The following is a 13,748-nucleotide window of genomic DNA, read 5'->3' as shown; positions in this document are numbered from 1 at the left end:
GGCCGCCCACGCGGCGTGCCACGGGTCCAGTGACAAAAAACAGAAGCATTACAGTGATATAGTGTGATGCCCGCCCTAAACTTGCCATCAAGCTGCCGCTGAGATTTGATGCCTCGCGCGATTTGGGTGGAGCAACCATTGGCCGCGCGCCAACAAGGAGAGCTTTGCATGACGAAACTTCGTCACCTGGTCTGGATGTTGATCGCCACGGGCGCGCTCGTGCTGTCGACGTCGCAAGGCTTTGCCCAGAACCGCCCGGACGCCGACGAGCCGGGACTGGTCGCCGACGACCGCTACGAGCTCGATCCGGAATGGCAGAAGCAGGTCGTGTACTACCGGACCAATGAGGCGCCGGGCACGATCATCGTCTCCACCGCCGAACGCCATCTCTACCTCGTGCAAGGCAACGGCCGCGCGCTGCGCTACGGCATCGGCGTCGGCCGCGACGGCTTCACGTGGCAGGGCCTGGTGACCATCACCCGCAAGGCCGAGTGGCCGGATTGGACCCCGCCGCCGGAAATGATCGCCCGCCAGCCCTATCTGCCGCGCTTCATGGCCGGCGGCCCGGGCAATCCGCTCGGCGCGCGCGCGATGTATCTCGGCACCACGGTGTACCGCATCCACGGCACCAACCGGCCCGACACCATCGGCACCGCGATCTCGTCCGGCTGCTTCCGCCTGGTCAACGCCGACGTCGCCGATCTCTACAACCGCGTTCCCGTCGGCACCAAGGTGATCATCCGGCAGAAGCCCGAACTGTAATTTCGACCCACCCGCCTTCGATATCCGACCTGTTTTTCCCCCGATCATTCGCGAGAGAGAACCCATGCGTACATTTCGAGGCGGCCTGACGATCGGGCTCGCGATCGCCGCACTGGTTGCGGCCGCCGCCATCACCTATGAGCGTTACGACACCCGCACGCTGAAGCGCACCGTCCGCCGCGGCGACGTGCTGTGCGGCGTCAACAAGGGCCTGCCGGGCTTCTCGATCCCGGACGACAAGGGCAACTGGACCGGCTTCGACGTCGACTTCTGCCGCGCGGTGGCATCGGCGATCTTCGACGATCCGACGAAGGCGAAGTTCGTTCCGCTCGACGCCAGCGAACGCTTCAAGGAGCTGCAGAACCGCAAGGTCGACATCCTCTCGCGCAACTCCACCTGGAGCATGTCGCGCGAGACCAATTACGACCTCTATTTCCCGGCGGTCGCCTATTATGACGGCCAGGGCTTCATGATCCCGCGCGCGCGCAACATCGATTCCGCGCTCGACCTCAACGGCAGCAAGGTCTGCGTGCAGGCCAACACCACGACGCAGCTCAACCTCGCCGACTATTTCCGTGCCAACAACATGAAGTACACGGAGATGAAGTTCGACAAGCTGGAGGATGTCGTGAAGGCCTATGACACCGGCCAGTGCGATACGCTGACGTCGGACGCCTCGCAGCTCTATGCGCTGCGGCTCAACCTCTCCAAGCCGAACGACCACACCATCCTGGCCGACATCATCTCCAAGGAGCCGCTGGCGCCGGTGGTGCGCTTACGCGACGACGACTGGATGATGATCGTGAAGTGGACGCTCTACGCCATGATCAACGCCGAAGAGCTCGGCATCACCTCGAAGAATATCGACGAGGCGCTGAAGTCGAAGAAGCCGGAAGTGATGCGGCTGGTCGGCACCGAGGGCTCTTATGGCGAGGATCTCGGCCTGACCAAGGACTGGGCCGTGCGCATCATCCGCCATGTCGGCAATTACGGCGAAGTCTACGACCGCAACGTCGGCGCCGATTCCAAGCTGAAGATTCCGCGCGGCATGAACCAGCTCTGGAACGCCGGCGGCGTCCAGTACGCCCCGCCGATCCGCTGAACGGCAGTGTACCAGTCCACCGCCGTCGCCACATCCTCAGCTGTCATCACCCGGCTTGACCGGGTGATCCAGTACGCCGCGGCTTCTCGGCTCAAGCACAACCGTCTCTGGAATACTGGATCGCCCGGTCGAGCCGGGCGATGACAGTGTGTTGCGTGGCGATGACGACGCGTCGCCTCAGTAGCCCTTGCCCTGCGCCAGCTGGTCGGTGTGGAAATTGCTGTCGCCGAACAGCTCCTGGCAGACGCGGGCGCGCTTCATGAAGAAGCCGATGTCGAACTGGTCGGTCATGCCCATGCCACCATGCATCTGCACGCCTTCCTGGACGGCGCGCGTCGCGGTGGTGCCGGCGCGCGCTTTTGCCACCGCGACCGCATTGCCGGCCTTGCCAAGATCGGCATCGAGCGCCTGCAGCGCCTTCAGAACGGCGGCGCGGGTGATCTCGATATCGATGTAGAGCTCGGCGGCGCGGTGCTGCAGCGCCTGGAATTCGCCGATCGCCTTGCCGAACTGCTTGCGCTCCTTCAGGTAGGTCACGGTGCGGCCGAACACCTCTTCGGAGAGACCGACCATTTCGGACGCGACCGCGCCGCGGCCGATATTGAGCACGCCCTCAAGCGGCCCAAAGCCCTGGTCGACCTCGCCGAGCACGCTGTCGGCATTGACCTCGACATTGTCGAACACGATGCGCGCCGCGTTGTGCGAATCGACCATCGCGGTGCGCTCGACCGCGAGGCCCTTGGCCTTCGGATCGACCAGAAACAGCGTGAAGCCGTTCTTGTCGCCGGCGCTACCGGCCGTGCGCGCCGCGACGATCAAAAGATCCGCGGTGTGGCCGTCGACCACGAAGGCCTTGTCGCCGGATAGCTTGAAGCCGTTGCCGGAACGCGTGGCCTGCAACCTGGTCTGCGGCGGGCGATGTTTCGCGCCCTCATCGATCGCGAGCGCTGCGAGCAGCGAACCGTCGGCAATCTTCGGCAGATACTGCGCCTTCTGCGCCTCGCTGCCGCCGCGCGACAGCGCTGAGGCTGCGAGCACCGAGGTCGCGAGGAATGGCGACGGCATCAAGGTGCGGCCGATCTCCTCCATGACGATGCCGGCCTCGACACAGCCAAGCCCGCTGCCGCCGAACTCGTCCGGCACCAGCAGGCCGGAGAAGCCCATCTCGGCAAAGGTCTTCCAGAGCTCGCGCGAGAAGCCGGTGGAGTCCTTGCCGTCGCGCAAGGAGCGCAGATGCGCCACCGGCGCCTTGTCGCTGATGAGACCGCGCGCACTGTCGCGCAGCATGGATTGTTCTTCGGTGAGGACGAGGGCCATGGAGAATCCGATCTAACGTTCGAAGCCAATATGTCTAAGTTCGTCATTCCGGGATGGCCCGAAGGGCCAGGCCCGGAATCCATAACCACGATCGGGGGTTATGGATTCCGGGCTCGCGACTGCGTCGCGCCCCGGAATGACGGGGTGGAGAGACCGTGCCTCACGCCCCCGGCAGATCGAGGATGCGCTTGGCGACGATGCCGAGCATCACCTCCGAGGTGCCGCCCTCGATCGAGTTGGCCTTGGTGCGCAGCCAGGCGCGCGGACGGGCGCCGCCCCTGGAGCGGTCGCTCTCCCATTCCAGCGCGTCAATGCCGCCCGCCGACATCAGGATCTCGTAGCGCCGCTTGTTGAGCTCGGTACCGTAATATTTCATCGCCGACGAGAACGCCGGATGCGATTGGCCGGCCTTGGCGAGATCGACCGCGCGCTCCGCCGCCGCGGCGAGCGCGGCCTCGTCGACCTCGAAGCTCGCGATCTGGCTGCGCAGCTGGGCGTCGTCGAGCCTGCCCTGCGCGTCCGCGCCGACCGAGTCGGCGGCGATCTGGCCGAGCGGACGGCCGACGCCGCGCTCGCCCATGCCCGAGATCATCGCGCGCTCGTGCTGCAACAGATATTTCGCGACGTCCCAGCCGCGATTGACGGTGCCCACAACATGCGATTTCGGCACGCGGACATTGTCGAAGAAGGTTTCGCAGAACGGCGAATAGCCGGAGATCAGCAGGATCGGTTTTGTGGAAACCCCCTTCGACGTCATGTCGAAGAGAATGAAGCTGATGCCGTCGTGCTTCTTGGCCGCGGGATCGGTGCGAACCAGGCAGAAGATCCAGTCGGCATAGTTGGCGTAGGAGGTCCAGATCTTCTGGCCGTTGATGATGTAGTCGTCGCCGTCGCCGACCGCGCGAGTTTGCAGCGAGGCGAGATCGGAGCCGGCGTTCGGCTCGGAATAGCCCTGGCACCAGCGGATCAGGCCCGCGGTGATCTTTGGCAGATGCTCCTTCTTCTGCTCCTCGGTGCCGTATTGCAGCAACGCCGGTCCGAGCATCGAGATGCCGAACGAGGTCAGCGGCTGGCGCGCGCCGATCGCCGCCATCTCCTGGCGCACGATCTTGGCTTCCTCGCCGTCGAGGCCGCCGCCGCCATATTCCTTCGGCCAATGCGGCACGGTCCAACCCTTGTCGCGCATCCGTTCGAACCAGACCCGCTGCGCGTCCGAGGAGAATTTCGCGTTGCGGCCACCCCAGAAGGTGTCGCCGTCCGAGGTCATCGGTTTACGCATCTCGGCCGGACAGTTCTGCTCCAACCAGGCGTGGGTCTCCGCGCGGAATTTCTCGAGGTCAGCCATGGTGCGTCTCCAGTCAAATTCGACGAATTGGATTCGACCTTAGACCTACGCAGCCGCCGAGTTCAATATGCCTCGCAGCCGCGCCATGCTCTGGCGTCGCTACTCACCTTGCGCGATCGGGTGTATCGCCGAAGTGGGGTAACGATTGAAAAACAAGAGGAAACGGACATGCGGCTGAAGCTGCTTTCGCCTAGCGAAATGAACCCCGCCCAGAAAGAAACCTACGACGAGTCGATCGCCGGCAAGCGCGGCGCGCCACCGGCGCCGATGATGGCCTGGCTCAACAGCCCGGAGATGGCGCGGCATGCGACGCGGCTCGGCGAGGTGCTGCGCTTTGACACGGTCTTCCCGCCGAAACTGGCGGAGATCGCGATCCTCGTCACCGCGCGGCACTGGACCGCGCATTACGAATGGTATGCCCACAAGCGCCTCGCGCTGAAGGGCGGCCTCGATCAGAAGATCATCGAGGACATTCGCGTGCGCCGAACGCCGACTTTCGACGATCCCAAGGCCAAGATGATCTACGACGTCGCCAAGGCGCTGCACGAAGGTCACGGCCTGCCGAAGGGACTTTATGACGAGGCGGTCGAGGTGCTGAGCCTGCGCGGCCTGGTCGAGGTGATCGGCCTTTGCGGCTACTACACCATGGTGTCGATGACGCTGAACACGTTCGAGTTCCAGCTACCCGGCGGCGAGTTGTCGGAGCTCTGCTAGATCAGGCCGGCCGCGGCGCCTTTCGGAAACGCTGCGTTTCAGGATGGATTGCTCCGGCCCGGCAAATCCGGACTATATCAGGCGGCGAAGCCCTGCCCCTGACGGCAAGGCGTTGACGCCAACGGAGCCAGGTCATGCCGGAAAATCCCCCCATCATCGCGGGCACGCGGATCGGGCATGTCCACCTCAAGGTCGCCGATCTCGAGCGGGCGCTCGGCTTCTATTGCGGCGTGCTCGGTTTCGAGTTGCAGCAGCGCTTGGGGACGGATGCGGCCTTCATCTCGGCCGGCGGCTATCACCACCACATCGGCCTCAACACCTGGGAGAGCAAGGGCGGCCATCCGCCACCGCCGGGCACGACGGGCCTGTTCCACACCGCGATCCTTTATCCGACCCGCCCGGCGCTGGCCGATGCGCTTCATCGGGTGCTGTCGGCCGGCATCCAGCTCGATGGCGCCAGCGACCACGGAGCCAGCCAGGCGCTCTACCTGCGCGACCCCGACGAGAACGGCGTCGAGCTCTATTGGGACCGCCCCGAAGCCGAATGGCCGCGCAGCGCCGACGGCAAGCTTTCGATGTTCACGCGACGACTGGACCTGGAGGATCTGCTGAAGCAGCGGGCGGCGTAATTCCGCAGCGCGGATTGTAGCCCGGATGAAGCGCAGGGAAATCCAGGTTTCGCTCCGTGGGCGATACTGTTCCCGGATTACGCTTCGCTCCATCCGAGCTACGGGTGCAGCAACTACAAACTCGCCAGACTGACGAGCCAGCCGGCCGCATAGAGGCCAACGCCGAACACCGCATGCGTCAGGAGGCTCTGCAGCCGCGCGGCCCATGGACCGGGCGTTCGGCTCGCGGCAATGCCGGCGCCCATCGCGGGCTGCATCACCAGGAACGGTGCGGCCACGCTGCCGATCCCGACCATCAGAGCCGGAGCGATGCTGGGCTGCCGCGCCCAAGCGAGGCCGAAGATCGCAAGCAGCACACCGGCAAAGCCGATCCCGATCAGATAATGCGCGGCCCATCCGATCACCCGTTCGCCCGCGACCGGCAGTGACGCGGCGATCCGATCGTGGCGCAGGCGGCCGGATGCGAGATGGCCGAGCCAGCGGCCGACCAGGGCATAGTCCAGCGACGGGATGCCGAGCAGCCGTTTGCGGGCGATGCCCCAGACGTCCATCACGACCGTCGCGCCGGCGCCGATCAGCACCGCGCTTGTCGCAAATTCCACGGCGTCAGCCATGCGCAGCCTCCGCCGGTGCGCGCGCCGCGACCATCCAGCAGGCCGCGTTGAAGCGAATCTCGCTACCGTGAATGTAGCGGTCGAAGGCACCGCGCACGGTCTCGATCACCTGCGTGCGACGCGGCTCTTCCATGCCCTGCAGCATCGTCCCGACCGGGCCGAGCCGGCTCACATAACGGGTCAGCTCCGATGCCGGAAAGCGCAAGGCGATATCGACCGGCTCGATCGCGATCGCGTCCCAGCCGCTGTCCTCCAGGATGCGCGCGACCCGCTCCCGGTCCGCGAAGCCGAACTGCCCCGGCGCATCGGGACGCCGCGCCGGAAGATCCGGCAGCAGCGGCTTCGCCGCCCGCTCCGCCGTCGTCATGAACGGGTTCTCGACCGCGCCGCGCCACGCGATGAAGCGAAGCGCGGCATCCGGCCGGGCCGCGCGGCGCAGATTGGCGAAGGCCAGCACCGGATCGGCAAAGAACATCACGCCGAGGCGCGAGATGATGATGTCGAAGCTCGCTGGCGCAAAGCTATGGGTCTGCGCGTCGGCGCAGATGAAGTCGGTAGGTAGCTCTTCCCGCTCCGCGCGGTCACGCGCCGCCGCGATCATCGGCTCGGAGATGTCGATGCCGGTGCAATGCCCTTGCGGGCCGAGGGCTTGCGCAACGGCGAATGTCGTGGCGCCCGTGCCGCAGCCGATATCCAGCACATGGCCGGCCGCGGCATCGGCCACCGCCCGAACGAGCAGCTCCTCAAGCGGCTTGAACATGCGTTCGAGCACGTCGCGCGTCTCGACCCAGGCGCGTCCGGCAGCGCCGTTCCAGAGTTTGACCTGTTCGTCCTCGGCCTGCGGTGTGGCACTCATGATCTCGTCCTCTTGCGTATTTGCCTGTCCTGATGCTTGCCTTACGCAAGCGCCTGGCGGCACACTGCCAGTTCAAGTGAACTTGAGGTCAAGGCCATGCGGGACATCGATATCGCGGAGGTGGCGCAATTATCCGGCGTTCGCGCCTCGACCCTGCGCTTCTACGAGGAAAAGGGGCTGATCGCTTCGCATGGTCGGCGCGGGCTGCGCCGGCTGTTCGATCCCGCCGTACTCGACCGGCTGGCGCTGATCGCGCTCGGACGCGCCTCCGGCTTCTCGCTCGACGAGATCGCGAGAATGTTCGCGCCCGACGGCAGGCCGCGCATCGACCGGAAATTGCTCGCGGCCAAGGCCGATGAGCTCGACCGCACCATCCGCCGGCTCAACGCGATGCGCGACGGCCTGCGCCACGCCGCCGTGTGTCCCGCGCCGAGCCACATGGAATGTCCGACCTTCCGACGCCTGCTGCGGGTCGCCGCGGCCGGGAAGATCGGTGAGAAGAAGAAGAAGAAATCACGAAAGAAATCGTAGCCCCGGGTGAGCCAACGGGGCTACTTCCCCTTCGTCATGATCGCCGCCGCCGCGATCAGCTCCAGGCCGATGCAGCCATAGAACGGCAGCGTGTAGCTGCCCGAGAGATCGTGCAACAGCCCGATCACGCCGGGGCCGAAGGCGTAGGTGATCTGGTTGATCGCGGTGATCAGGCTGACCAGCACGCCGAACGCGCGCGGATCGAACTCGCGCTGCACGATCAGCGCCGGCAGCGTGATCAGATTGCCGACCGAGAAGCCGAACAGCGCGCAGGCGGCGATCTGCGCGACGTCGTTGTGCACGTTGATGATGATGACGAGCGCGATCGCCTGGCTGATAAAGGACAGCGCCGACGCCAGCCGCTGGTTGAGCCGATCGATCACAAACGAGAGCGAGACACGGCCGACCACGGCCATCGCGGTCAACAGCGCCATTGCGACCGTGGCGCGCTCGCGCCCGATCACCTCATCGAGATAGGCGATCAGATGCACGATGAAGCCGACTTGGGCGAACAGCACCAGCGCGAAGGCAATCGAGACCGAGAGGAAACGGATGTCGCGCAGCGCCCGGGCGCGCACCTGGGTCGCCGACGGCGCATCGGCGGCCGCTGAAGTCGCCGCGTGCAGATGCACCGGCGGCCGTCCGACGAAAATCAGGATGACAGGCATCATCACCACGACGAGCGCCACCGCGGCCGCGATCATCGCACCGGAGAAGCCGAAATAGCCGATGCCGGCAACCAGCAGCGGCACGCCGACGATGCCGCCGAAGCTGGCGCCGTTCAGCGCCAGGCTGATCGCCATGCCGCGCTTCTTGTCGAACCACAGGCCAAGCGTATTGGTGATGATGCCGAGGCTGGTGCCGGCCCAGCCGAACGCCAAAAGCGCATCGGCGAGATAGAGCTGCCACGGCTCGCGGACCTCGCCGATCGCGACCGCTGCGACCGCCATCGCGAGGGTGCCGGCGATCAGGCAGCTGCGTGCACCGAACGCCTTGATCGCCTCGCTGACGAAGGCAACCAGCGCGGCGCCGAACAGATAGAAGAAGGTCGTACCCGACGAGATCAGCGACGCCGGCCAGCCGTGCAGCCGCTGCAACTCGGCGACATAGACACTCTGTCCGTAGAAGCCCAATCCCCAGCCGAAGGTCGCAAGCAGGAAGCAGACGACGACGATGCGCCAGCCTTCGTAGCCGAGCGCGGATTCGTCATGCAGCGTGGGTGATGATGCGTCCATTTCTTGCTCTTGCTTCTCACATCGTCAGGACCGGATTAATCCGTTCCCACGATGTGAGCAGCCTTGCAAGCCGGTCATTTCGAAACCGGTCGAAGTGTCAGCAATTGGCAGCAGGGATTAAACACCGAGATCCGGGATCTCTTCCACCGCACGCAATTTCGCCCGCCGCTTGGCGAATGACGCCAGCGACAGCACGGCAAACCCGAGCAGCACCGGCGGAAACACCACCATGTTGACGGCGTTCCAGCCGTAATGCGCGAGCAGCTGTCCCGACGAGAACGAGCCGATCGCCATCATGCCGAACACCAGGAAATCGTTGAACGCCTGCACCTTGTTGCGTTCCTGCGGCCGGTGCGTCTCCAGCACCAGCGCGGAGGCGCCGACAAACGCAAAATTCCAACCGATCCCGAGCACGAACAGCGTGGCCCAGAAGTGCGGCGCCGTGATGCCTGACAGTCCGATCATCGCGGCCACCGCCTCCAGCGCCAGCCCGAGCGCGACAATGACGGGCGCACCGAAGCGGGCGATCAGCGAGCCCGTGAAGAAGCTCGGGCCGTACATCGCCACAATGTGCCACTGGATGCCGAAGTTGGAATCGCTGACCGACAATCCGCACATCTTCATGGCGAGCGGCGCCGAGGTCATCACCAGGTTCATCATCGGATAGGCGATCACGCCGCACAGCGCGGCGGCAATGAAGCGCGGCTGTTTTGCGATCTCGCGCAGCGGACGGCCGCCATGCAGATCCGCCGCCGCCGGCTTCGGCGCGTCGACGCCCGACAGCACCGCCATCGCCACCAGCGCGACCAGCGCCTGCATCACGAAGGAGAACGCGAACAGATAAGGCGGCCAGATATCCATGGTCCATTGCACGAGCTGCGGCCCGAGCACGCCGGCGAACACGCCGCCCGCCATCACCCACGACACTGCCTTGGGCCGGAACGCAACGCTGGCACCATCGGCGGCAGCAAAGCGATAGGATTGCGCGACGGCGCCATAGAGTCCGCCGAGGAAGGTGGCGCCGCAGAACAGCCAGAACGACGAGTGCAGGATCGCCCAGGCGCCGAGCGCACCCGTCAGCGTACCGCAGAAGGTGCCGACGATGAAGGCGACGCGCCTTCCATAAGCGCGCGAGATCGCGCCGGTCGGCAGCGTGCCGGCGGCGAGCCCCAGCACATACATCGAGAGCGGCACCGTCGCGAGCGAGATGTCAGGCGCCAGCGTCGCGCCGACGATCGAGCCGGTGGCGAAGATCACGGCCGAATTGGCGCCGGTCAGCGCCTGCGCCGCCGCAAGCCGCCACACATTGCTGCGCGCCCGCGCGTCGTCGCTCGTTTCATCCGCAGCCGTCACGTCGATCATCTGAAGTCCCGCCTTGAAGCCCCGGCGGGAGCCTCCAATCGCGCGCACTATGGAGAGCGGTCGCAGGCCGATCAACCAGCGCAAAACGACGTAGGCCATGCGGGAGGCGCACGGGGGATGGCCCTACTCTCACGCGCTATCGCAGGCCCGCACCTCTATTATTCCCGTCATCCTGAGGTGCGAGCCTTGCGGCGCAATTGCGCCGCTGGGCGAGCCTCGAAGGATGCACGGCCACCAGCCGGGCCGTCGACCCTTCGAGACGGCCGCGTTGCGGCCTCCTCAGGGTGACGGTGATAGAGCTTGACGAGAGCCCCTACCGCGCAGGCTTCTTGCCCGGGCGCTTCTCGGCGCGCAGCGCGCCGGTCTTGTGCACCTTGGAGCGCGGCGCGATCGGGGCGCCGCGCGGATAACCGCCCGGCCATTCGAGCGCGAGCGAGCTCGCAAAGCCGAAGAAGCTCGAACGGCTCATGCCGAGCTCGGCGGCGCGCTTGTCGATGCGCGCGATCAGGCTTTTCGGCAAATAGACGTTCACGCGCTCGGACGGATCGGGCGGATCGACGCCGACCATGAAGAAGGCGGCGACGTCGGAGCCCTTGGGCGGCACGATCCGCTCGATCGGCGTCGGCTCCGGCAGCGCGTGGCCCTGCTCGACCCAGCCGTCCACTGCCTGTGCCAGCGCATGCTCGGCACGTTCGATCGCCTCTTCCTGCGACTTGCCGCCGGCGACGCAGCCGGGAAAGTCGGGAAACCACGCCCCGAACGCGCCGCGTGGACCGCGCTCCAGCACGGCCGGATAAAGCCGTCTCTTCATTCTGGCCTCCGTCGTTGAAGTATGCTATTTCACACACGTCAGTGTGTCAAATCACACAACACAAGGCAGGGAGCAGTAATGGACCCGCAAGCCGAACTCCGCATCATACGAGCCGCCTATGCCAAGCAGATCATGGCTGCCGCAAACATCAGCGATGCGCGCGTGACCGCGGCCTTCGCCACCATTCCGCGCGAGGACTTCGTCGGCCCGGGACCATGGATGATACTGCGATGGTTGACCCGCGACTATGTCCCGACGCCCGACGCCGATCCGGTCTATCTCTACACCAACGACCTGGTCGCCTTGCGGCCGGAGCGGCGGCTCAACAACGGCCAGCCGTCGCTGCACGCCCATCTCATGCATCAGGCCGCACCCGCCGCCGGTGAGCACGTGGTGCATATCGGTACCGGCACGGGCTACTACACGGCGCTCCTCGCGCACCTGGTCGGGCCGACCGGCCGCGTCACCGGGATCGAATACGACCCGGAGCTTGCCGCGCGCGCCCGCGCCAATCTCGCTCCCTATCCGAATGTCGAGATCATCGCCGGCGACGGCACGCTGGTCGCGTTCGATCCAGCCGACGTGGTCTATGTCAACGCCGGCTGTACCCGGCCGGCCGCGCGATGGCTCGACGGGCTTGCCGACGGCGGCCGCCTGATCCTGCCGCTGACATCGGATGAGGGATTCAAGGGCGGCGCGCCGGACCAGATCGCGCGCTCCGGCGCGGTCTTTCTGATCCGCCGCGAGGGGGCAGACCATCGCGCGCGATGGATCTCGCCGGTCGCGATCATTCCCTGCGACGGCGGCCGCGACGAGGTGTCGGAAAAGGCCCTGGCCGAAGCCTTCGCGCGCGGCGGCTGGCAAAAGGTGACGCGGCTTTATCGAGATGCCGGGATTCCCGACGATCGTTGCTGGCTGCGCGGGGATGGGTGGTGCCTGGCTTACGACTGAGCCGCATCCCGAGCCTGCCATTTAGAGCATTGCGCCTCCCAGTCAGCTCGCTGCTAAAAGCCATTCCTTCGCGACCTTGGTCATCAAACCGTCCTCCAACCGATGGGCACGATACGCTTCAACGAGTCCCTCTTCCGTACCCATTCGCTTTAGATTCGTTGCGATTTCGCTGCTGATCAGCCTCGTGAGCCTTTCGTATGCCTCTGATTGGCCTGCATCGCCCAAGTCACCCGCGGCGAGAATGATCTCCCTATGCTGAGGAAACAGCCTCTCGAGCCTAAAATAAAGATGCGCCTGCTCAACGCGATCGGGCGCCTCAACCCCGACACGGGTGAGCCAGAAACCGACATTGACGAACCACTGGTCGCCAAAGCCATTCTGAACTCCTATGAGCGTGACCATTTGGTCATTCGAAATGCGCAGCAAGTCTCGACCCAGCACGAACCCCTGCTGAAGCAGTACTTCGGACAGGCCCTTCTTGAATGCAGTCCGATTCATTTTTTCGCCCGACAGACATCCAAAGTCCGTAAGGCAGGTCGGCGAAGCGTACCAGCCATCCCGCCCACGCGACAACGGTAGTTGCGCCTTCCGCCTTCGCTCGTTGAGCCACGGCGGACGTAGCCGGCCAATCCACCCAAAATGGCTTACGACTGAGCCGCGTCCTTCCGGACAAACATCAAAATCATGTTGTTGGCCGGCATCTCGAAGGTGCCTGCGAGCTTCAGCCCGACGCTCTCCGCAAGCTTCTCGACCTCGGCGATATCGCGCACGCCCCATTCGGCGTCGCGTTCACGCAGCGAGGTGTCGAACACCGCATTGCTGAGCGCGGTGTGCTTGCCGCCGCGCTTGAACGGGCCGTAGAGGAACAGCCTTCCGTCGGCACGCAGATGCCGCGCGGCGCCGGCGAACAGGCCCTCGGCCACACGCCACGGCGCGATGTGAATCACATTGGCGCAGAAGATCGCGAGCAGTTTGTCCGGACCTTTGCCGTCCGGTGGCGCCGGCGACCAGGCCGGGTCGGACAGATCGATCGGCTGCGGCGGCCGGATGTTGGCCAGGCCGGCATGCGCGCGCCAGGCCGCGATGCTGCGCAGATGCGCGGCATGGAGGTCGCTCGGCCACCAAATGATGTCGGGCGTCCGACCGGCGAAATACACGACATGCTGGCCGGTGCCGCTGCCGGCCTCCAGCACGTCACCGGATTGGCCCGCAAGGTGGTCCTTCAGCACCGCCCAGATCGGCTGGTGATTGCGGTGGAACGCTGCCGCGTCGAGCCGCCCGTCCGCCTCGACCGGGCTGCCGTCCTTGCCGAACTCCACCACAAACTCCGCCACTACGCTTCTCCTTTAGCCGAAAGTAGACCGCGCCGCTGCAGCCGGCAAAAGCGGAACTAGCACCGCGAAACCGCCCAACCCGTCATCCTTGTAAGTCTCGAATCGCCGGATCGGATAGAGTGTCCGGTGCGGTAGCGGACGGGAGACCGCTTCATCCCAGGGCTTTGAAGCCCGATCCTCAGCGC

The 13,748-nt window shown here is 65.4% G+C and carries 15 protein-coding genes; 6 read left to right on the top strand and 9 right to left on the bottom strand.

From position 1 onward, the window contains the following. Positions 1–168 precede the first annotated feature (168 nt). Positions 169–762 carry a L,D-transpeptidase gene (locus ACVIGA_RS24515; protein WP_456668313.1) on the top strand — a complete coding sequence of 198 codons (594 nt, stop codon included), beginning with the start codon at positions 169–171 and terminating at the stop codon, positions 760–762. A 64-nt stretch (positions 763–826) separates the two neighbouring features. After that, positions 827–1,864 (top strand): amino acid ABC transporter substrate-binding protein, encoded by a 1,038-nt coding sequence (locus ACVIGA_RS24510; RefSeq protein ID WP_375778225.1) that lies wholly within the window; start codon positions 827–829, stop codon positions 1,862–1,864. A 177-nt stretch (positions 1,865–2,041) separates the two neighbouring features. Here the strand turns inward: ACVIGA_RS24510 and ACVIGA_RS24505 are convergent, their stop codons facing one another. Next, on the bottom strand, positions 2,042–3,181 hold the full coding sequence (locus ACVIGA_RS24505; protein WP_456668312.1) for an acyl-CoA dehydrogenase family protein: 1,140 nt from the start codon (positions 3,179–3,181) through the stop codon (positions 2,042–2,044). 160 nt (positions 3,182–3,341) lie between these two features. Beyond that, entirely contained in the window at positions 3,342–4,526 is a 1,185-nt protein-coding gene (locus tag ACVIGA_RS24500; RefSeq protein ID WP_456668311.1) for an acyl-CoA dehydrogenase family protein, read from the bottom strand. Positions 4,527–4,694: 168 nt separating this feature from the next. On the opposite strand from ACVIGA_RS24500, the gene ACVIGA_RS24495 reads away from it, so the two are divergent. Beyond that, on the top strand, positions 4,695–5,240 hold the full coding sequence (locus tag ACVIGA_RS24495; protein WP_456668310.1) for a carboxymuconolactone decarboxylase family protein: 546 nt from the start codon (positions 4,695–4,697) through the stop codon (positions 5,238–5,240). A 134-nt stretch (positions 5,241–5,374) separates the two neighbouring features. Beyond that, positions 5,375–5,869, top strand: coding sequence for a VOC family protein (locus ACVIGA_RS24490; RefSeq protein ID WP_456668309.1), 495 nt, complete (start codon positions 5,375–5,377; stop codon positions 5,867–5,869). A gap of 113 nt (positions 5,870–5,982) precedes the next feature. Here ACVIGA_RS24490 and ACVIGA_RS24485 read toward each other — a convergent pair whose 3' ends face one another. Next, positions 5,983–6,483 (bottom strand): DUF2938 domain-containing protein, encoded by a 501-nt coding sequence (locus ACVIGA_RS24485; protein WP_456668308.1) that lies wholly within the window; start codon positions 6,481–6,483, stop codon positions 5,983–5,985. Further along, the gene (locus ACVIGA_RS24480) at positions 6,476–7,339 is read right to left on the bottom strand and encodes a class I SAM-dependent methyltransferase (RefSeq protein ID WP_456668307.1); all 864 of its coding nucleotides are present in this window, start codon (positions 7,337–7,339) and stop codon (positions 6,476–6,478) included. Before ACVIGA_RS24480 ends, ACVIGA_RS24485 begins: the two co-directional genes overlap by 8 nt. Positions 7,340–7,435: 96 nt before the next feature. On the opposite strand from ACVIGA_RS24480, the gene ACVIGA_RS24475 reads away from it, so the two are divergent. Beyond that, positions 7,436–7,870 (top strand): helix-turn-helix domain-containing protein, encoded by a 435-nt coding sequence (locus tag ACVIGA_RS24475; RefSeq protein WP_456668306.1) that lies wholly within the window; start codon positions 7,436–7,438, stop codon positions 7,868–7,870. 20 nt (positions 7,871–7,890) lie between these two features. Here ACVIGA_RS24475 and ACVIGA_RS24470 read toward each other — a convergent pair whose 3' ends face one another. The 3 genes from ACVIGA_RS24470 to ACVIGA_RS24460 all read right to left on the bottom strand — a co-directional run bounded on the left by ACVIGA_RS24470 (position 7,891) and on the right by ACVIGA_RS24460 (position 11,278). Next, the gene (locus tag ACVIGA_RS24470; RefSeq protein ID WP_456668305.1) at positions 7,891–9,105 is read right to left on the bottom strand and encodes an MFS transporter; all 1,215 of its coding nucleotides are present in this window, start codon (positions 9,103–9,105) and stop codon (positions 7,891–7,893) included. A gap of 117 nt (positions 9,106–9,222) precedes the next feature. Further along, entirely contained in the window at positions 9,223–10,467 is a 1,245-nt protein-coding gene (locus ACVIGA_RS24465; RefSeq protein WP_456668304.1) for an MFS transporter, read from the bottom strand. A 313-nt stretch (positions 10,468–10,780) separates the two neighbouring features. Beyond that, positions 10,781–11,278: a type II toxin-antitoxin system HicB family antitoxin gene (locus ACVIGA_RS24460; RefSeq protein ID WP_223974706.1), complete on the bottom strand. Its 498-nt coding sequence runs from the start codon at positions 11,276–11,278 to the stop codon at positions 10,781–10,783. A 78-nt stretch (positions 11,279–11,356) separates the two neighbouring features. On the opposite strand from ACVIGA_RS24460, the gene ACVIGA_RS24455 reads away from it, so the two are divergent. Next, a complete protein-coding gene (locus tag ACVIGA_RS24455; protein ID WP_456668303.1) occupies positions 11,357–12,229 on the top strand; it encodes a protein-L-isoaspartate O-methyltransferase family protein in 873 nt (290 codons plus the stop codon). Positions 12,230–12,271: 42 nt separating this feature from the next. Here the strand turns inward: ACVIGA_RS24455 and ACVIGA_RS24450 are convergent, their stop codons facing one another. Both ACVIGA_RS24450 and ACVIGA_RS24445 read right to left on the bottom strand, forming a co-directional pair. Beyond that, positions 12,272–12,727: a hypothetical protein gene (locus ACVIGA_RS24450; protein ID WP_456668302.1), complete on the bottom strand. Its 456-nt coding sequence runs from the start codon at positions 12,725–12,727 to the stop codon at positions 12,272–12,274. 146 nt (positions 12,728–12,873) lie between these two features. Further along, on the bottom strand, positions 12,874–13,563 hold the full coding sequence (locus tag ACVIGA_RS24445; RefSeq protein WP_456668301.1) for a DUF938 domain-containing protein: 690 nt from the start codon (positions 13,561–13,563) through the stop codon (positions 12,874–12,876). Positions 13,564–13,748 lie beyond the last annotated feature (185 nt).

Source organism: Bradyrhizobium sp. USDA 3240, assembly GCF_054063295.1.
This window is presented reverse-complemented; position numbering and strand designations above follow the sequence as displayed.

Bases quoted from the DNA above. Each gene is read 5' to 3' on its own strand.
- ACVIGA_RS24455 (WP_456668303.1), top strand. From the start codon at position 11,357: ATGGACCCGCAAGCCGAACTCCGCATCATACGAGCCGCCTATGCCAAG.
- ACVIGA_RS24500 (WP_456668311.1), bottom strand. From the start codon at position 4,526: ATGGCTGACCTCGAGAAATTCCGCGCGGAGACCCACGCCTGGTTGGAG.
- ACVIGA_RS24485 (WP_456668308.1), bottom strand. From the start codon at position 6,483: ATGGCTGACGCCGTGGAATTTGCGACAAGCGCGGTGCTGATCGGCGCC.
- ACVIGA_RS24515 (WP_456668313.1), top strand. From the start codon at position 169: ATGACGAAACTTCGTCACCTGGTCTGGATGTTGATCGCCACGGGCGCG.
- ACVIGA_RS24450 (WP_456668302.1), bottom strand. From the start codon at position 12,727: ATGAATCGGACTGCATTCAAGAAGGGCCTGTCCGAAGTACTGCTTCAG.
- ACVIGA_RS24505 (WP_456668312.1), bottom strand. From the start codon at position 3,181: ATGGCCCTCGTCCTCACCGAAGAACAATCCATGCTGCGCGACAGTGCG.
- ACVIGA_RS24510 (WP_375778225.1), top strand. From the start codon at position 827: ATGCGTACATTTCGAGGCGGCCTGACGATCGGGCTCGCGATCGCCGCA.
- ACVIGA_RS24465 (WP_456668304.1), bottom strand. From the start codon at position 10,467: ATGATCGACGTGACGGCTGCGGATGAAACGAGCGACGACGCGCGGGCG.
- ACVIGA_RS24490 (WP_456668309.1), top strand. From the start codon at position 5,375: ATGCCGGAAAATCCCCCCATCATCGCGGGCACGCGGATCGGGCATGTC.
- ACVIGA_RS24480 (WP_456668307.1), bottom strand. From the start codon at position 7,339: ATGAGTGCCACACCGCAGGCCGAGGACGAACAGGTCAAACTCTGGAAC.
- ACVIGA_RS24475 (WP_456668306.1), top strand. From the start codon at position 7,436: ATGCGGGACATCGATATCGCGGAGGTGGCGCAATTATCCGGCGTTCGC.
- ACVIGA_RS24470 (WP_456668305.1), bottom strand. From the start codon at position 9,105: ATGGACGCATCATCACCCACGCTGCATGACGAATCCGCGCTCGGCTAC.
- ACVIGA_RS24460 (WP_223974706.1), bottom strand. From the start codon at position 11,278: ATGAAGAGACGGCTTTATCCGGCCGTGCTGGAGCGCGGTCCACGCGGC.
- ACVIGA_RS24495 (WP_456668310.1), top strand. From the start codon at position 4,695: ATGCGGCTGAAGCTGCTTTCGCCTAGCGAAATGAACCCCGCCCAGAAA.